This is a genomic window from Bradyrhizobium sp. Arg237L, assembly GCF_029990105.1.
Lineage (GTDB): Bacteria > Pseudomonadota > Alphaproteobacteria > Rhizobiales > Xanthobacteraceae > Bradyrhizobium.
In genome coordinates, this window is record NZ_JAQMIL010000052.1 from 50,206 (window position 1) to 67,534 (window position 17,329).

The 17,329-nt window shown below is 62.5% G+C and carries 14 protein-coding genes; 8 read left to right on the forward strand and 6 right to left on the reverse strand.

Annotation, left to right across the window (positions count from 1 at the left end; translation table 11 throughout):
• Positions 1-14 precede the first annotated feature (14 nt).
• Both OZ411_RS28025 and OZ411_RS28030 read right to left on the reverse strand, forming a co-directional pair.
• Complete coding sequence (locus OZ411_RS28025) at positions 15-3,503, reverse strand: helicase-related protein (RefSeq protein WP_282530546.1); 3,489 nt, start codon at positions 3,501-3,503, stop codon at positions 15-17.
• A 609-nt stretch (positions 3,504-4,112) separates the two neighbouring features.
• Positions 4,113-4,895, reverse strand: coding sequence for a DUF3108 domain-containing protein (locus tag OZ411_RS28030; RefSeq protein ID WP_282530559.1), 783 nt, complete (start codon positions 4,893-4,895; stop codon positions 4,113-4,115).
• Positions 4,896-5,337: 442 nt separating this feature from the next.
• Between OZ411_RS28030 and rpmB the strand changes: the two genes are divergently transcribed.
• The 4 genes from rpmB to OZ411_RS28050 all read left to right on the forward strand — a co-directional run bounded on the left by rpmB (position 5,338) and on the right by OZ411_RS28050 (position 10,400).
• Positions 5,338-5,643: a 50S ribosomal protein L28 gene (rpmB, locus tag OZ411_RS28035; protein WP_282530547.1), complete on the forward strand. Its 306-nt coding sequence runs from the start codon at positions 5,338-5,340 to the stop codon at positions 5,641-5,643.
• Between the two features lie 224 nt (positions 5,644-5,867).
• Positions 5,868-7,361: an ATP-binding protein gene (locus OZ411_RS28040; protein ID WP_282530548.1), complete on the forward strand. Its 1,494-nt coding sequence runs from the start codon at positions 5,868-5,870 to the stop codon at positions 7,359-7,361.
• A gap of 233 nt (positions 7,362-7,594) precedes the next feature.
• Positions 7,595-8,872 carry a DUF2235 domain-containing protein gene (locus OZ411_RS28045; protein ID WP_282530549.1) on the forward strand — a complete coding sequence of 426 codons (1,278 nt, stop codon included), beginning with the start codon at positions 7,595-7,597 and terminating at the stop codon, positions 8,870-8,872.
• 328 nt (positions 8,873-9,200) lie between these two features.
• The gene (locus tag OZ411_RS28050) at positions 9,201-10,400 is read left to right on the forward strand and encodes an ABC transporter substrate-binding protein (RefSeq protein WP_282530550.1); all 1,200 of its coding nucleotides are present in this window, start codon (positions 9,201-9,203) and stop codon (positions 10,398-10,400) included.
• Between the two features lie 163 nt (positions 10,401-10,563).
• Here the strand turns inward: OZ411_RS28050 and OZ411_RS28055 are convergent, their stop codons facing one another.
• The 3 genes from OZ411_RS28055 to OZ411_RS28065 form a co-directional block, all read right to left on the reverse strand.
• The gene (locus tag OZ411_RS28055) at positions 10,564-11,544 is read right to left on the reverse strand and encodes a helix-turn-helix domain-containing protein (protein ID WP_282530551.1); all 981 of its coding nucleotides are present in this window, start codon (positions 11,542-11,544) and stop codon (positions 10,564-10,566) included.
• A 297-nt stretch (positions 11,545-11,841) separates the two neighbouring features.
• The gene (locus OZ411_RS28060) at positions 11,842-11,997 is read right to left on the reverse strand and encodes a hypothetical protein (RefSeq protein ID WP_282530552.1); all 156 of its coding nucleotides are present in this window, start codon (positions 11,995-11,997) and stop codon (positions 11,842-11,844) included.
• 111 nt (positions 11,998-12,108) lie between these two features.
• Entirely contained in the window at positions 12,109-12,285 is a 177-nt protein-coding gene (locus tag OZ411_RS28065) for a hypothetical protein (RefSeq protein WP_282530553.1), read from the reverse strand.
• A 93-nt stretch (positions 12,286-12,378) separates the two neighbouring features.
• Here OZ411_RS28065 and OZ411_RS28070 point away from each other — a divergent pair, with 93 nt between their 5' ends.
• Positions 12,379-13,716 carry an OpgC domain-containing protein gene (locus OZ411_RS28070; RefSeq protein ID WP_282530554.1) on the forward strand — a complete coding sequence of 446 codons (1,338 nt, stop codon included), beginning with the start codon at positions 12,379-12,381 and terminating at the stop codon, positions 13,714-13,716.
• Between the two features lie 350 nt (positions 13,717-14,066).
• Here OZ411_RS28070 and OZ411_RS28075 read toward each other — a convergent pair whose 3' ends face one another.
• A complete protein-coding gene (locus tag OZ411_RS28075) occupies positions 14,067-14,639 on the reverse strand; it encodes an acyl-CoA dehydrogenase family protein (protein WP_282530555.1) in 573 nt (190 codons plus the stop codon).
• Between the two features lie 36 nt (positions 14,640-14,675).
• On the opposite strand from OZ411_RS28075, the gene OZ411_RS28080 reads away from it, so the two are divergent.
• The 3 genes from OZ411_RS28080 to OZ411_RS28090 all read left to right on the forward strand — a co-directional run bounded on the left by OZ411_RS28080 (position 14,676) and on the right by OZ411_RS28090 (position 17,127).
• A complete protein-coding gene (locus OZ411_RS28080) occupies positions 14,676-15,161 on the forward strand; it encodes a substrate binding domain-containing protein (RefSeq protein WP_282530560.1) in 486 nt (161 codons plus the stop codon).
• Positions 15,162-15,480: 319 nt separating this feature from the next.
• A complete protein-coding gene (locus tag OZ411_RS28085) occupies positions 15,481-16,170 on the forward strand; it encodes an SDR family NAD(P)-dependent oxidoreductase (RefSeq protein WP_282530556.1) in 690 nt (229 codons plus the stop codon).
• 84 nt (positions 16,171-16,254) lie between these two features.
• A complete protein-coding gene (locus OZ411_RS28090) occupies positions 16,255-17,127 on the forward strand; it encodes an NmrA family NAD(P)-binding protein (protein WP_282530557.1) in 873 nt (290 codons plus the stop codon).
• Positions 17,128-17,329 lie beyond the last annotated feature (202 nt).

Consider the following 17,329-nt stretch of genomic DNA (forward strand, 5'->3'; position numbering starts at 1 on the left):
CTGTTTGGCGCGGCTCAATCCTTGCGGTTGCCGGCGAGCTGTTCCTTCAGCGCCGCGAGTTTTGCGAACGGCGAATTCGGATCGATCGCGCGCTCGCGTTCGCGCGGCGCCGAGCTCGCATATTGGCGGAGCGCCGGGCCGCTCTCGCGCCCCTTGTCGCGGCCGCCTTTGTCGCGGAAATCACGGCCGCCGCGCTCGCGGTCGCCACGGTCGCGATCCTTGCGGTCGCCGGAGAATTTATCGCGGCGGCGATCATTGTCGCGGTCGCGGCCCTTGCCCTCGAAGCGCTCGCGGCGCCCGCCTTTGTCCTCGCGCGGGGCGCCATTGCTGGCGGCTGCAGCGGCTGCTTCCGCGGGGGGCGCGTCCTCACGGGGTTTGCGGAATTCGTGATGGCGGCGGCCACGGCGCTGCTGGTCGCGCTGCGCGCCATCGGCACCTTCGCCCGCTGCGGCCGCGCCCTGCGCGCCCTCGCGCGGCTGATGGCGGTGGCGGTTGCGGTCATGGCGCGGGCGACGCTCCTCGGAGCGGCCGCCGGGGCGCCAGACTTCGACCAGTTGCGGTTCGGCCGGGGTCTCGGCTGCGGCGGGCGCGGCGACTGCTTCGGCAGGTGCGGCTTCCTCGGCACCGGCTGCAGCCTCGGCTATAGCCTCCGTTGGCATCGGCTCTGCCGGCGCGTCGGCAGGGACCTCTGCGGGAATGGCTGACTCCGCCTGTACTTCGGCGACTGGATCTGCCTGCGCCTCGATCGCCTCAGGCTCCGGCTGCGCTTCAGCCACCGGCTCTGCCTGCGCCTCAGTCGCTTCCGGTTCCGGCTGCGCTTCAGCGATGGGCTCTGCGGCGGCAGCCGCTGGTTCCTCGCTCGGCGCGGGCGCCAGGGTAACTTCGGGCAACAGCGCCGCGGATGGGCTAACCTCATCGGACGCGGGCAGCTCGGCGGCCACTTCTTCCACCGGTGCCTCCGCCGCAGCCTCGGCAGGCGCTTCCACCGGCGGCGTCTCGGCGGACACTGTCTCGACCACTTCCACCGGCTTCGGCGGCGGGGCCGGGCGGCGTTCCATGCGATAGCCGAGCGCGCGCAGGATCGAGGCGAAATCCTCGCCGGCCGAGCCGGTGAGCGAGGTCATCGCCTGCGTCACCACGAAGCCGCGGCCGTCGAACGCGCCCGCGGGCTTCTCGCCGGCCGAGCCCTCGCGCCAGGCCAGTGCGGGACGGATCAGGTCCGCCAGCCGCTCCAGGATGTCGACGCGCACCGCGCGCTCGCCGCACTGCTTGTAGCCGAGCACGCGATAGGCATCGCGCGGCAGTGCCTTGTCGATCGGGAACGAGGTGCGCCCGCTCGACGCCAGATGCTGCACATTGGAGAGCGCCGAGAGATCGACATTGTCCTGCTTCTCGGCCCAGAGCAGCGAGGCCAACGCGCGTGCGGCCGGCTTCAGGAGCTGCGGGAAATAGATGTGGTAGGCCCCGAACCGCACGCCGTATTTGCGCAGCGTCGCCCGCGAGGGCTGGTCGAGATCCTTCATCTCGGACGAGATCTTGATCCGCTCCAGCACGCCGAGCGCTTCCACGAGCTGGAACGCGATGCCGCGTGCAATGCCTTGCAGATCCTCCGCCTTCGACAGGTCGAACAGCGGCCCGAGCAATTTCGTAATATGCGTCTTGAGCCAGAGATCGAGCCGGTTCTGCACGGCCTCGCGCGGCGCGCCGGTCAGCCGCTCGTCGGAGATGATGCGCAAGCGCGGATGCAGCGCGTCGTCGGCCGCGACGAGTTTGGCCACCGCATCGCCGGTCCAGCGGATGGTGCCGTCGGAGGTCAGCACGAAGGTTTCGTCCGGTGCGGCGCTCAGTTTCTCGGCCCGCGTGTCGATCTCGCGCGCCAGCACCTGCTGCGCTGCGGCCTGCAGCGCCTTGGCATCTGAGCCCGCTTCCGCCGCGTCAGGCGCAAAAGTGAATCCGTCGAGCCGGCCGATCACATGCCCCTCGACGATGACTTCGCCGGTCTTGCCGATTTCAGTATTCAAAACAGAGTTCTCCCGCAGGCGGCGCATCAATACACTGGTACGCCGATCAACGAAACGCTCCGTGAGCCGTTCATGCAGCGCATCGGATAATTTATTTTCGAGCTCGCGCGTGATCCCCTGCCAATGTTCGGGATCGGACAGCCAGTCCGGCCGGTTCGCCACGAAGGTCCAGGTGCGCACCTGAGCGATCCGGCCCGACAGCGTGTCGATGTCGCCGTCGACGCGGTCGGCCTGATCGACCTGGGCGGCAAACCATGCATCGGGAATACGCCCCTTTTGCATCAGGAAGCCGTAAACGGTGGTCACAAGCTCGGCATGGGCGGCCGGCGAGAGCTTTCGGTAATCGGGTATCTGACAAGTCTCCCATAGCCGCTCGACGGCGGTAGCGCCATGCGCCATGTCGCGCACCTCGGCATCGCGCGCGGCATGGTCGAGCACGCGCATGTCTTCCGCGATCGGCGCCCTCGTCAGCACCTCATGCGAAGGCGGCAGCGACAGTGAGACCTGCAGGCTGCCGAGCGAGGAGAAATCCAGCTTCGAATTGCGCCATTGCAGCATTTTCACGCTGTCGAAGGTGTGGTTCTGCAGCGCGTTCACCAGTTCCGGCTCGAACGGCGCGCAGCGGCCCGTAGTGCCGAAGGTGCCATTGCGCGTCGCGCGCCCCGCGCGTCCGGCGATCTGCGCGAACTCGGCCGGCGTCAGGCGACGGAACTGATAGCCGTCGTATTTGCGGTCGGAGGCAAAGGCGACGTGATCGACGTCGAGATTCAGCCCCATGCCGACGGCGTCGGTGGCGACGAGGTAATCGACGTCGCCGTTCTGGAACATTGCGACCTGCGCATTGCGCGTGCGCGGCGAGAGCGAGCCGAGCACGACCGCCGCGCCGCCATGCTGGCGGCGGATCAATTCCGCAATCGCATAGACCTCGTCCGCCGAGAACGCGACGATCGCGGTGCGCCGCGGCTGCCGCGTGATCTTGCGGTCGCCGGCGAATTCGAGCGTCGAGAGCCTTGGCCTTGTGATGATGGAGGCGCCGGGTAGCAGCCGCTCGATGATGGGACGCATCGTCGCAGCCCCCAGCAGCAGCGTCTCATCGCGGCCGCGCCGATTGAGGATGCGGTCGGTGAAGACATGCCCGCGCTCGAGATCGGCCGCGATCTGGATCTCGTCGACCGCAAGGAACGAGACGTCGAGATCGCGCGGCATCGCCTCGACCGTCGAGACCCAGAAGCGCGGCGACTTCGGCTTGATCTTCTCCTCGCCGGTGATCAGCGCGACGCTCTCGGGCCCAGCGCGATCGGCGATCTTGTTGTAGACCTCGCGCGCCAAGAGCCGCAGCGGCAGCCCGATCAGCCCGGACGAATGCCCAAGCATGCGCTCGATGGCGAGATGCGTCTTGCCGGTATTGGTCGGCCCGAGCACGGCGGTGACGCCGGCGCCGGGCGCGCGCTCATGGGCGAAGGGAGGAGAGGAAAGAGCCATGATGTTCTTGGTACTTTTCTTGGTGCTTGTCGGCCGCGAACGCTATCTCAGTTCCTCATCCTGAGGAGCGCGGAACGCGCGTCTCGAAGGATGAGGTGCGGATATATCCATGCATTCCCGCTTGCCATAGGCATCGGGGGCCCTCGCCCTTCGAGACAGTCGCTCGCGCGACCTCCTCAGGGTGAGGGGGATAAAGCTGTTCATGTGCCGGCACTTCCGCAAAAAATTGTCTCACAATGCGACGGCCCCTCCGCCGCGGCTTAAGCTTCGGAACGAGTCTAGAACAAATCGCGGCCGAATCGCTGACTCCACTGCCGTTCTTCTCCGTTCACCGCAACATGTCGCGGCGGCGCTTCAGTTCCAGCACTAGATGGGGTTTGAGGATGGTCACGGCGCGGGCAAATTCCTTAAAATCGTTGAGATGCGGAGTCGAATCAGAAGCGGCAAAGAGTCAACAGGATTCCTGTTTCTCCGTCATTCCGGGGCGTCCGCAGGACGAGCTATGATGTGCTCTTGCACATCAGAGAATCCATCGGGCCGCATGCACCAGCGGAGAAATGGATTCCGGGCTCATCGCTTCGCGATGCCCCGGAATGACGGTGCGCAGCCTCACTGCGTCTTCGCCACCCGCGGCGGCGTGGCCGACGTCACGAACGACGTCGCCTCCAGCATGGCGAGCCCGAACGGCGTCGGGATCTTGACGCGGTACGGGATCAGGATGCGCGTGCCCGCGATCGGCACGAAGGCGATCTCCATGTTGCGCGCTTCGGCGAGATACTTGATGACGGGACGGTCGGGGATATAGCCCGCGATCGGCGTGAAATAGATCGCACAGACCAGCGCCGGGCCCTGATAGCCCTTCTCCGCCTTGACCATTTCCACGCGCTTGAAATCGAGCTTCAAATCGTAGCGCAACCGGCCGTCGAAAATGCCCGCGCTGGTGCGGCAGCTATCCGGGCTCATCAGTTCGCCCGTGCCCGGCACTCGCAGCAGCGAGCCGGTCATCGGATCGAACACGTTCTTCTTGTGGGCCTCGGTGACCGGGATGCGGTTCGGATCGACCGGCGGTTCCGGCTCGATCACGGTTTCCTTGATGCCGCCGCCGCCGAGCGCCATCCGGATGATCTCGGATTTCTTGTAGCTGTTGTAGTTGACGGTATAGCCCGATGCCACCAGCGCGCCGTTGACCACGCGCCCCTGGGACCCGCCCATCCCGCCGGCGCCGGCGAATGCCTTCAAGAGCCCGGCGGTGCCGCCCTGCGCGATCGCGGAAAAGGTGTCGTCACCGATCTCGATGGTCCAACTTCCCTTGCCGACGGCGATACCGGCGAGCGAGGCCTCGTACTGCGCATCCAGCCGGCCCTGCGCGTGCGCGCCCTCCGGCAACAGCATGAACAGCGCGCCGGCGCACAACAGCCAGGATTCCCTCACGGAGGGCAGAAAACTGCTGAAAATGCTCACAAACTTAACGATCCTGTCGTCGGCGCCAGAGATCATTTGGGAAGAGAAGAAATGACCGGCAAGCAACGCGGGCGAAAACGGAACCACCTTACGAGCCTGAATACGCCCTTTATATGGTAGGTTAAACCGCTGAACAGCCTTGTGAACGTGCAGGTTTTGGGCTCCATAGCGTTTTACCGGCCGGCGCAAAGAAAACGCGGTCAAATTAGGAGTTTCAGGGCACCGGAACGAGGCCCTGAAAGCTATAAAACCTTGACGCTTTGCGGCTCACCCCCTATACGTCCGCGGTTCCTGGAAAATGGACGTGGAATTGGACCCCCGCCGCGCGCGGCGCGCGCTGTTGGTTAAGCGGGGATGGAAGAGGATTTGAACAATGTCGCGGCGCTGTGAACTGACGGCCAAGGGCCCGCAAGTGGGCCACAAGGTGAGCCACTCGAACATCAAGACCAAGCGGCGTTTCCTGCCGAACCTCTGCAACATCACCTTCCAGTCGGAATCGCTCGGCCGCAACATCCGCCTGCGCGTCTCCTCGAACGCGATTAAGAGCGTCGACCACAACGGCGGCCTCGATGCGTTCCTGCGGAAGGCGAATGCCGCGCACCTCTCGCCGCGCGCGCTGGAGCTGAAGCGGCAGATCGAGAAGAAGCAGGCTGCGGCTGCGGAGAAGCGGGCGAGCTGAGGCTGGCTGTATCAGAGTAATGGTTTGAGAGTTTGAGCGGCCGGGTCGAAAGACCCGGCCGTTTATGTTTATTCGTATCCCGCACACGTTGAAGGCTACCGCACCAATCTTGGCTCTGGTGGACAATGTCGTATGGCGCACGGCGCTTCATCCTGAAACACGTTAAATTTGCGTAGTTAGACCCGATTCGGATAGCGATGAGGATGGGGAAGCGCCGACGCACAATGACTGACGACGAGATCGCCCTTGCGAAGGCGATGCTCCGGCGCGGAATGAAAAATGACGTTATTCATTTCTTCTTCAACAAGCCGAAACGGCTGATCAGTTCGGGCCGAATTACGCAAATAAAGCAAAGTAAGTATGGCGCATCAGTCGAGGAGGCCACTCAAGCGGCCCTCGATGAGTTTTTGCAAAACTGGGAAGCGCAAGCGGACAGCAGAAGCACTCCGCGCACGGCCGTCGAGCAGACACACCTTAGATCGATGTTCCACGAACAGGCCGGAGCTTGGATACTTTCGGCCGGAGAAACCGATCATACAGAATGCAAGCGCGCGTTTCGTCTCAATCCTGAAGTCCGCTTCGCTGATGTTATCAGATCAATCGCCGGGCTCGCGAACAACAATGGCGGCTATATCTTCTTTGGCGTCGTCAATCAGACCTTTTCAGTGGAAGGCCTATCAGACGAGAATTTCGCAAAGACAGATCCTGCAGAAATAAATCGCACGCTTGCCAGCTCGCTCGACCCGATACCTCGGATATCGAAAACTGCTATTGAACTCGGCGGAAAATCGATCGGCATTATACACGTCGAAAAGCATGCACACGCTCCCATAATGGCGCTTAAGAATATTGGCAACGACCTTAAGGAAGGAACGATCTACTATCGCTACGTTGGTGAAACACGAGCGATCAAGCCCGGCGAGTTAAGACAAATTATCGCCGATCGAGAGCAGAAGGCGGTGGCCGAATTCTCGACGCGAATGAGAAGAGTAGCTACAGGGGTCGACGCGACACTCAATTTGGATACGGGTGAAGTTAACGGCAAAAGCGGGACCTTCGTTATAGACAAATCGCTTCTTTCGAACATTCAATTCATTCGCGAAGGCGATTTTTCTGAAACAAAGGGCGCACCGGCCCTCAGACTGATCGGCGATGTGGAGCCCGTCAAAGCGGTTGAGCGCCACCGTGCACAGGTAATTCGAGACAACGTTACGGCCGACGCTGTGATCAGAAATTTTCTTGAAGGGGAGAGGGTCGCGGACCCTATGCAATACATCCACTTTCAAGCACATGCGCAGCGACGATGGCTCCCGATTTGGTACTACATTAGAGCGGCAGGCTGCAGCGTCGATGAAATCGTGGATGACCTTCGCCGACAAGTTGCGACACACCCTGCTAGCCGAGACGCGGTCGTCCAACGACTGTTGCGGAAATCAACCGCCCAGAAGGAGCATTTGGGCAAGCCGTCCAAGATAATGGCAGCAATTTTGGATGGAAGTGTTGTTCCGCCAACTGATGAAATCGCTGACGTGCTTTTTGCAAACGCGGTCCAGGGTTTGCCGTCCAACTACCGTAAAGCCGCCGCGCTACGCCCGCATCTATTGGCAAGTTTGAATCGCGCACAGGGTAACAATGGCAAGAGCAGCAATCGGCGTAGCGCGATCTACAGAGCCGCATGCAGGCTGGACGAACTCCTTTACTCGCATCGATCGAGCTGATTCACCATCGATTGCTAACCTCTAACGCAAAGGCGTTCTAACCAGGCAAATAGGGGTCGGCGCCCTCGTGAAGGCTTAAGCACGGCAAACTCGATCACCATGCTATCGCCCGGAAGGCGTATTCGAGACTCCGGTCTTTGATGTTGAAATGGCTCTCGGCGCATCCGTGTGACTAGCACCGCCAAGGCGAATTCCGCTATACTCGCCGAGGTAGTAGCAGGGAGGGGACTTCCATGCGAAACATCGTGATTTGCTGCGATGGGACCGGGAACGAGATCAACGAGAACATTTCCAACGTCCTGAAGCTCTATCGCTGCCTGCGCAAGACGGAGAAGACGTCGCCGCGGCAGTTCGTCTATTACGATCCAGGCGTCGGCACGCTGGCGCGGCCGGATCCGTGGCGCAAGCTGAAGCAGGATTTCAATGCGATCCTGGGGCTCACCACCGGCTACGGGCTCGATGACAATGTGCTCGCGGCCTATGAATTCCTGGTCCACCATTACCAGGACGGCGATGCGGTCTACCTGTTCGGCTTCTCGCGCGGCGCCTATACCGTGCGGGTGCTGGCCGGGCTGATCCACAAGATCGGGCTGATCTCGCCGGAACAGGTCAACCTCGCCGGCAGCGGGCTCACCGCCTACAAGCAGTTCTCCGATGACGGCAAAGCGGGCACGGATGCCAGGCTGCAACGGCCGGCGAGCGACGAGTTCGGGCCGCTGCCGAAGGACCGCTACGACAATGCGGCGCAGTTCGCGCGCATTCTCTCCGTGCGCTGGCCGACCATCCGCTTCGTCGGCGTTTGGGATACGGTCGCGAGCGTCTTCGTGCCGAGGCCGGACCGGCTCTATTGGCCGAGCCTGGAAGAGCTCGCCTTCACGCTGCACAATCCGAGCATCAGGATCTTCCGCCAGGCGATCTCGATCGACGAGCGGCGCTGCATGTTCCGCCTGAAGAAGTATGACGAGCCGCAGCTCTTCTTCAGCAACCGCTTCATCCCCGATGAGAAGGCCGAAGCTCAGGACATTTTGCAGGTGTGGTTCGCCGGCGCGCATGGCGACATCGGCGGCGGCTATCCGGAAGCGCAAAGCGCGCTGTCGAAATATCCGCTGCTCTGGATGTTAGAGGAGGCCACGAAGTCCGGGCTCACGGTGAACATGCAGATGGTGAAGCAGCTCGCCTGGGGCGTGCAACGCAGGGGCAGCCCGTTCACTTACGTCAAGCCCGACGTCGCGGGCGAGATGCACGACCCGATGACCTGGGGCTGGCGCATGATGGAATACCTGCCGAAGAAGGCCACCTACAAGGAATGGCCGGAGCGCAAATCGCATTTCGGCTTCTACATCCCCGACTGCGAGCCGCGGCTGATCCCTGATGATGCCGTGATCCACGAATCCGTGATCAAGCGCATGGACGCGGTGAAGGACTATCGCCCGATCAACCTGCCGAAGCAGTACAAGACCTTCCCAATGCCGGAAGCGCCGACCGAGCAGGCCCCGCCGGAAGCGGCGTGAGGTGTAGCGCCGTCGTCTCCGGCTCGACCCGCAAACCGCGCTTGTCATTCCGGGGCGTCCGAAGGACGAGCCCGGAATCCATCGGGCCGCAGGCGTAGACGGCGAAATGGATTCCGGGCTCGCGCTTCGCGCGCCCCGGAATGACGGGCGCAAGCGTAATTCCTTCCCGCGGCATGAGCCGTAGCCACATGCGCGGACCGCGACGCAACCTCCCTGCCCGCGCGCTTGTCACGATCTCCGCCGGCTGGTTTGCTTGCCGTATCGACACGCCGCGCGTGCGGCGGGCTCGATCCGACAACAAGCAGAACAACAGCAAGGGAGAGAGACAATGAAATGGCAGGCGCTCGTCGCGATTGCGGCGCTCGTGACATCGGCGGCCGCCGCGGCGGAGAAGAAGTATGGTCCGGGGGTGACCGACACCGAGATCCGGCTCGGCCAGACCTCGCCCTATAGCGGGCCGGCCTCGGCCTACAGCGTCATCGCGAAGACCCAGCTCGCCTATTTCAAGATGATCAACGACAAGGGCGGCCTCAACGGACGCAAGATCAACCTGATCAGCCTCGACGATGCCTACAGCCCGCCGAAGACCGTGGAGCAGACCCGCAAGCTGGTCGAGCAGGAGGAAGTGGCCGCGATCCTCAACCCGCTGGGCACGCCGACGGGATTGAGCGTACGCAAATATCTCAACGACAAGAAGGTGCCGCAGCTCTTCGTGGGCGCCGGCGCGACGCTGTGGGGCGACCACGAGCACTTCCCCTATTCGATCGGCTTCCAGCCTTCCTACCAGGCCGAGACCGCGGTCTACGCAAAATACGTGCTGAAGAACAAGCCGGACGCGAAGATCGCGCTGTTTTATCAGAACGACGACGCCGGCAAGGATTACGGCAACGGCTTCAAGAAGGGGCTGGGGCCGGAGCACGCCAAGATGATCGTCGCGGAAGCGACCTATGAATCCACCGATCCGACCATCGACAGCCAGATCGTGAAGCTGAAATCATCCGGCGCGGACGTGCTGTTCATGCATGCGATCCCGAAACAGGCGGCGCAGGCGATCCGCAAGGTCGGCGAGATCGGCTGGAAGCCGGACATGTTCTTCCTGGCCGCGACCTCGACCTCGGTCTCCTCGGTGCTGAAGCCCGCCGGCTTCGACCATGCGAAAGGGATCATCTCGTCCTACTCGCTGAAGGATCCGAACGATCCACAGTGGAAGGACGACAAGGACGTCCAGGAATGGCTTGCGTTCATGAAGACCTATTTTCCTGACGGCAACATGCAGGACCAGCTCATCGTCTACGGCTATGTCGTGGCGGAAGCAACGGTGCAGGTGCTCAAGCAGTGCGGCGACGAGCTGACGCACGAGAACATCATGAAGCAGGCCGCCAATCTCGACGTGACGCTGCCGATGTTGCTGCCCGGCATCAAACTCAGGACATCACCGGCCGATTACTTCCCGATCGAAGCCATGCGCCTGCAGCGCTTCAATGGCGAAACCTGGGAGCTGTTCGGCGAAACCATCGGCAATGATTGAGTGAGCGCAGCCGCGTAGGGTGGGCAAAGCGTAAGCGTGCCCACCATCGACACTCCGCTCGTGGCGGTGGGCACGCTGCGCTTTGCCCACCCTACGACAGATGCAAGTGTTGCGCGACGCCAGCGCCGCACTGCTCGCGGCACCCGCGGATCGGGGTCACGTGTCACGCACCATTACCCCCTCCGGCGCTGCGCACGCGGCGTGGCGAATCGCCGAAGCGGGCGCGGAATAGCCGGTTAAAATGCGAAATATCCGAGAAGCCGACTTCCAGCGCGATGTCGGAAATTCGCCGCGCGTTGTCCTGGGGCTGGAACAGCAGCATAAACGCCTTTTGGAGCCGTAACTCATTCACGCGCCCCGTGAACGACGTTCCGGATGACGCCATCAGGCGCTGCAGATAACGAGGAGAGATGCCCTGCCTATCGGCTACCACCTCCAGGGTGAGCTCCGGGTCCTGAAAGTGCGCCGCGATATGGTCGAGGGCGGCGCTGTGGCGCGCAGCCATGACTGCGCTCGCGTTGCTCTCGCCCAAGGGAGCGTGCTCGCTGATTGCGAGCGCCGCGAGATCGTGGATGTGACTAACGATCGCATCACGTAGCTTAGGGGCAGCTAGAGCGTCCTCCTTCAATGCCAACTTCACATAAGTCATGAGAAGTCGGAGCGCTTCGGTTCGGCGACAAATCGGCCGCATGGTGAGGTCGTCGACCTCGGTCACGCGCGACGCAAGCGCATCGCGCGGCAAGGCCAGACCAAATTGCAATCCTTCCAGATAGGTGACAGCGACGGGCTCCGAATGCAGAATCGCCGTTGCATCGCCGCCGCGGAGCTCGAACTCCTGGCCGCGCTGCGATAGCTGACTCCTGCCGGGCAGACTGACGATGAGGCCGATCGAGTCATCACCATCAACAATGTTCGTTTGCGACCGCTTGAAGCGCATTGCTGAACCCTTCAAGGAGAGCATGCGCAACCCCTGAAGGGCGTGTAATGTCGCTTCGGCCTGAAACGGCACCTCCGATGAAGGCTCGATATCGGCGTGGACTATGGTTCGACCAAAATTCTCGCGCCACATCGGGATGCGAATCCGCTCCGGGAGCTCGCGCGTCGAGAATCGATACGATACGAAATCGGTAGCGCCGGTAGACATGGCCACTCTCCCAGCGTTGATAAAACATTCGGATAAAGCGCTCCAACAATGATGCCGGCATGTGTAGTTTGCAATTCGCGCACCAACCTTCGTTTATGCGGTGCGCAGCAGTCCAAGAAACCACAGCGTCCGCCTGCTAGTCTCACTCACCCGTGATCGATGCTGATGTGAATTGGCTCACTTGGCGGCCAGAAAATTAGACCCATAATATTATTGCGAAAGTCGACGTCAAAAATCTCCTTTAAGGAGAGATAGCCGTGACAACTCTATTTCTCGTTGCCGCCATCACGCCGATTTTTAGAAATCGCCGGCGCCTGCAAGCGCTGGTTCAGCTTTACCACGTTGTTCGCGATTGATCGAACTCAACGATCCGCGGTGCAGATCGATCTGCAGCACTTGGATGTCCGCTGATACCGATTTCGTTTCGTACTTTGGCGGCGCGAAAATCGTCATCAGATCTCGTCGGAAACCAACTCCCCCGGCACAGGTCATTTTCGGCCGCGGGCGAAATGCGTGGGATGTCGACGGTGATGATCAAGCGAGGATTCGATCATGTCCATCATATTAGACCTGCTTTACCGCGAATATTGCCGCGCCCGCCTCGCCGAAATGCGACAGCAGCTTCTGATCCCGGTTGCGAACGACGAAATCCGGGAAGCGAATTGCGACGCCGGCGATCCTGCCGGCCCTGGTGATCGGGTTAGCGGTGGGGACGACCGCCCCGCCACGAAAGAAGCCCAAGCCATCCGATAGCCGGGCCTCGTAACCGCATCGGCTGTCTCGTCGACCTGTGTCCGACCGAGAGCGCGCTCGCACGCTGGACAGGTTAACCAGATGCATGATCGAACTCACATCTCGAAGCGATTGGCCGACGAGTCGCCGCCGGAACTCGAGGGGTTTGGCCGCGACCTGCGGATCGATGCCTGCCGCGGCATCGCGCTATGGTGCATTTTTCTTGACCATGTCCCCGACAACATCGGAAGTTGGCTGACACTGCGGCACTACGGCTTCAGCGATGCCGCGGAAGTATTCATGTTCATGTCGGGCGTGACCTGCGCGCTGGCGTACGGTAGGGCGCGTCAGCGCGAGGGCTGGAGCGGCGTGCTCAGCCGTTCGCTGCGGCGAGGATGGGACATATATGCTGCATCTTTGCTGCTCACGCTCGCTTGCGTCACCATGGTTTACCTTGCAGGCCGCGACCATCTTGCCGACGCGACCAATACGCGCATCCTGTTGGAGCATCCGGGCGCGGCGCTCGCGCACGCTGCGATCCTGCAATACCGTCCCGTCAACACCGATATCTTGGCGGTTTTCGTGATTTATCACGTCCTGTTCGCGCCGCTTCTGTGGCTGCTGTTGCGCGTACCGAACGTGACGCTTGGTGCCTCGGTGTTGCTTTATGGGCTCGTGCACGTCTTCGGCTGGACCGTCCCCGCCTGGCCGAACAACGTCTGGTACTTCAATCCCCTTGCCTGGCAGCTTCTGCTTATGCTCGGCGCCTGGTGGGTTATCGAGGGAAACGGATTCCGGCCGTGGGTGACCTCGCGCGCGGCGCTGATCCTGGCCGTTCTCTATCTGGTTTTCAGCCTGATCATCGCATTGAGCTCGAGCATCAAGCCGCTGGAACCGCTGCTCCCGCAGACCCTGACGAATCTGCTTTTCCCAGTAGACAAATCGAATCTCAGTCCATTGCGACTGCTGCATTTTCTGGCTCTTGCGGTTTTGGCTGCATGGTTTGTGCCTTACAATTGGCGAGGGCTGGCGACGCCGGTGATGCGCGGCGCGATACGCTGTGGCGCGAACTCGCTTCCAATCTATTGCCTCGGCGTTCTGCTGGCGTTCGCCAGCCACGTGGCGCTGCTCGACATCTCGGATGGGCTTGCGATGCAGATTGCGCTCAGCCTTGGTGGAATCCTGGTGATGATCGTCGCCGCGATGCTGCTGAGCTCGATCAGGATCAAAACCGGGAGGCAGCCACGGTCGACGCAGCCGACCGAGCCCTCTCCCGCCGTCCCGGGCTTGCGCGCCGCAGCGAAGCCTTGGCGTAGCCGGGACTCGGGACCCCTAACCACAAGCGTTTGTAGTCTGCTCCGCCGCAACCGCTTGCTCGCGCCACAACAATCACCTGTGGTTATGGGTCCCCGCTTTCGCGGGAACGACAGCGGAGTGTGACTGCCCAGCGGGCAAATCAGAAGCGTAGGGTGGGCAAAGCGCAGCGTGCCCACCCTCCGTACTCGGCTCGTGGCGGTGGGCACGCTTCGCTTTGCCCACCCTACGATTCGTTCCTCAAGAGGGCGAAACGGCCGCAAGCCTCGGACGTCTTCCGCCGCGAGGACGACGGCGCGCGTCCCCTCGGCTCTTTGACATCAGAAGCGAAAACGTCGCGCCGGCATGGGCCGTCGTCATCATGTGTTGCGCGAGTGCGGCGGCAATCCATTCGACGCCGGCGGCGGCGTGACGGATTGCCTGCCTCGCGACAACGAACGCGGCGCGACCGCGAGTTGTCGTCATCAACGCGGTGCTCAATACACCCGGTCGACCGGCAGACCGAGCGCCATCGATCCCGCATATTGCGCCTGCGGGCCCGATTGCAGCGGATGGTAGCGCGCCGCCTGGATGTCGCGGAAGCGCCGCTCCAGCCCCGTGGCGCGATAGAAGCCGGCGCCGCCGGCGAGCTCCATCGCATATTCGACCGCCGCGATCGCATGCCGCGCGACGAGCTGACGGCCCATCATCACCTGGTTGACGGTCGCAGCCGACGGCGCGTTGAGACGCACGGCAGCCAGCATCCATTCACGCGCGAGCCGCGCCGCCGCGAGCTCGGTATCCATACGGCCGGCGAGCTGGATCGCATGCTGGTCCGGCGTCTTGCGCTTCGCGGTGGCGATCGCGATGTCACGGGCACTCTCGGCAACGCCGAGATAGACCGAGTAGACCAGCGGGAACGCGGTGGTCGCGATGATCTGGAACAGCGGATGCCATTCGCCGGCCTTGCGTCTCGCCGCGACCGCGGCCTCCGGCACGATGTGGCCGTCGATCACAACATCGTTGGAGCCGGTGCCGCGCATGCCGAGCGTGCGCCAATTGTCGAGCATGTCGGCGATCTCGTCGCCGATGGCATCGACGTGGCGATGCGCTTCGGCGAACCTCCCGCCGGCACGCTGATCGCGCGCAAACTGCTGGAGACGCGCGTGCTGACCGTCGCCTCGCCCGGCTACCTTAGGAAGCACGGCCGTCCCAAGCATCCTAACGAACTGCAGGATCATTCCTGCATCCAGTTCATTGATCCGCTGTCCGGACGTCTCTTCGAATGGGAATTTCACGCCGGCAAGAAAGTGCTGCCGGTGAAGACCTCGGGTGCGCTGGTGCTGACCGACGTCGGCACGATGATCAACGAATGCATCGCCGGCACAGGGATCGCACAACTGCTGGCCATCGGCGTGCAGCCGCTGCTGGACTCGGGCCGCCTCATCGAATTGTTTCCGGACTGGCCGGGCGAAACCTTCCCGCTCTACGCACTGCATCCCTCGCGCCACCATCCGCCGGCGAAAGTCCGCGCCTTCATCGAATTCGCACTGAAGGCCGCGCAGGGAGCGACCCGCTCGCGCGCCAAGTGACGGCCTTTCTCCCTCTCCCCGTTCTTAGGGGCCGAGACGAGCAGAGCTCGCTCTGAGAGGGTTGGGGTGAGGGGCTCTCTCCGCGAACACGGTGACAGACGGACTCGCGGAAGCTCTCCCTCACCCGAAATTCAAGCTCTGCTTGAATTTCGACCTCTCCCCGCAAGCGGGGCGAGGTGCACCCGCCTCACGCTTCCATAAGCAACCCTTTGCTGATTTTCGGTCACCAGTCATCTGACATATCCGCACTGGGATCATCAGTGTCGAGGTGAATGAGTCCATCCCGTCGGATCAAACGATCTCGGAAAGGACCTCTCTTTTGGCAACCAGGAAAACCGTTCTCATCATCGGCGCCTCCCGCGGACTTGGTCTTGCGCTGGTCGGGCAATATTGCGGCCGCGACTACCAGGTGACCGCCACGGTGCGTACCCCGTCGAAAGCGCTGGACGATCTTGCCGTGCGCTTTCCCGTAAGCCTCGAGATCGAAACCGTCGACACCACCGATCCGGCCTCCATCAAGGCGCTGAAGGGGCGCCTCGGGAGTCGCATCATCGACACCTTGCTCGTCAATGCAGGCATCTGCCTCGCGCGCGAGAACACGCCGATCGATGCTGATGTCGAGGACTTCGTCGCCATGATGGTGACCAACGCGCTGTCGCCGATGCGCGTGGTCGAGACCTTCGAGGACCAGGTGCCGCCGCGCGGCATCATCGCGGTGATGTCGTCCGAACTCGGCAGCATCGCCGCCAATCGCGGCTTCTGGGAGCTCTACAGCGCGAGCAAGGCCGCGCTCAACATGCTGATGAAGTGCTTCAGCCAGCGGCATTCCGGTGACCCGCGCGCGATGCTCTTGATCGCACCGGGATGGGTGCGGACCGAAATGGGCGGCAGCGAAGCAATACTCTCGATCGACGAAAGCATCACGCCGGTCGTAACCGCAGTAGAAGCCCGCGCCGGCAAGCCCGGCCTGAAGTTCATCAATCGACACGGCGACAGGCTGCCCTGGTAGCCGCCTCCATGCAACCACGTAGCCCGGGTGAAGCCAACGGGTCGCTCGGCCGGCGGCGCTCATATCAGGCAAAAGGAGAGAGACATGTACACCGTCATGGGAGTCACGGGAAAAGTCGGCGGGGCCACCGCTCGCGCCCTGCTCGCACAAGGCAAGCGACCGCGCGGCGTCGTGCGGCATCGCGCCAAGGGCGAGAGCTGGGCCGCGCAGGGCTGCGAGGTCGCGATCGCCGATCTCGATGATGCCGAAGCACTCGGCCGCGCCTTCGAGGGCGCGGAAGCCGCGTTTGTGATGCTGCCGCCGCTGTTCGATCCCTCGCCCGATTGGCGCGAGGCTAGAGCGATGATCGATACGCTGCGCGCGGCGCTGACACGCGGCGCGCCCAAACGCGTGGTGGCGCTGTCGACGATCGGCGCGGATGCCCAGCGGCCGAACCTGCTCAGCCAGCTCGGCCTGCTCGAACGCGCGCTGTCGACGCTCGCCCTGCCGGTGACCTTCCTTCGCGCCGCCTGGTTCATGGAGAACGCGGCAATCGATCTCGCCTCAGCCCGGGATCACGGCGTCATCACAAGCTATCTGCAACCGCTCGATCGTGCGGTGCCGATGATCGCCACCGCCGACATCGGTAACGCCATCGCCGATCTGTTGCAGCAGCAGTGGAGCGGCACCCGCATCGTCGAGCTCGAAGCCGCAGGGCGCGTCAGCCCCGCAGCTATCGCAGCGGCGTTCTTCAGGGCGCTCGGCAAGCCAGTCAGGGCTGAAGCCGTGCCGCGCGAACAATGGGAGGCGATCTTTCGGGAGCAGGGCATGCATAACCCCCTGCCGAGAATGCAGATGATCGACGGCTTCAACCAGGGTTGGATCGATTTTGCCGACAAAGGTGCCAATGCCCGCAAAGGCTCGGTGTCGATCGAGGCTGCGATCGCCGCACTCGTGGAGAGTAACACCTCGGCATAAGCTATCCGTCATTGCGAGCCACCGGGTCGGCGCGGTAGCGCCGACCCGGTGGCTCGCAATGACGATGTGGAGACAATGGGTGCGACAAATCAACCCGACGGGCAAATCAGCAAAAGTCTGTCCAGCCCTCGCGCAAAAAACATTCCGCTTTCGCCGTCGGGCAAATCAGTGATTTAACTCCGCGCGTCTCACCCAAGATGAG

Coding starts and splice junctions, on each gene's coding strand:
- OZ411_RS28025 (WP_282530546.1), bottom strand. CDS start 3,503: ATGGCTCTTTCCTCTCCTCCCTTCGCCCATGAGCGCGCGCCCGGCGCC.
- OZ411_RS28030 (WP_282530559.1), bottom strand. CDS start 4,895: ATGCTGTTGCCGGAGGGCGCGCACGCGCAGGGCCGGCTGGATGCGCAG.
- rpmB (WP_282530547.1), top strand. CDS start 5,338: ATGTCGCGGCGCTGTGAACTGACGGCCAAGGGCCCGCAAGTGGGCCAC.
- OZ411_RS28040 (WP_282530548.1), top strand. CDS start 5,868: ATGACTGACGACGAGATCGCCCTTGCGAAGGCGATGCTCCGGCGCGGA.
- OZ411_RS28045 (WP_282530549.1), top strand. CDS start 7,595: ATGCGAAACATCGTGATTTGCTGCGATGGGACCGGGAACGAGATCAAC.
- OZ411_RS28050 (WP_282530550.1), top strand. CDS start 9,201: ATGAAATGGCAGGCGCTCGTCGCGATTGCGGCGCTCGTGACATCGGCG.
- OZ411_RS28055 (WP_282530551.1), bottom strand. CDS start 11,544: ATGTCTACCGGCGCTACCGATTTCGTATCGTATCGATTCTCGACGCGC.
- OZ411_RS28060 (WP_282530552.1), bottom strand. CDS start 11,997: ATGACGATTTTCGCGCCGCCAAAGTACGAAACGAAATCGGTATCAGCG.
- OZ411_RS28070 (WP_282530554.1), top strand. CDS start 12,379: ATGCATGATCGAACTCACATCTCGAAGCGATTGGCCGACGAGTCGCCG.
- OZ411_RS28075 (WP_282530555.1), bottom strand. CDS start 14,639: ATGCTCGACAATTGGCGCACGCTCGGCATGCGCGGCACCGGCTCCAAC.
- OZ411_RS28080 (WP_282530560.1), top strand. CDS start 14,676: ATGCGCTTCGGCGAACCTCCCGCCGGCACGCTGATCGCGCGCAAACTG.
- OZ411_RS28090 (WP_282530557.1), top strand. CDS start 16,255: ATGTACACCGTCATGGGAGTCACGGGAAAAGTCGGCGGGGCCACCGCT.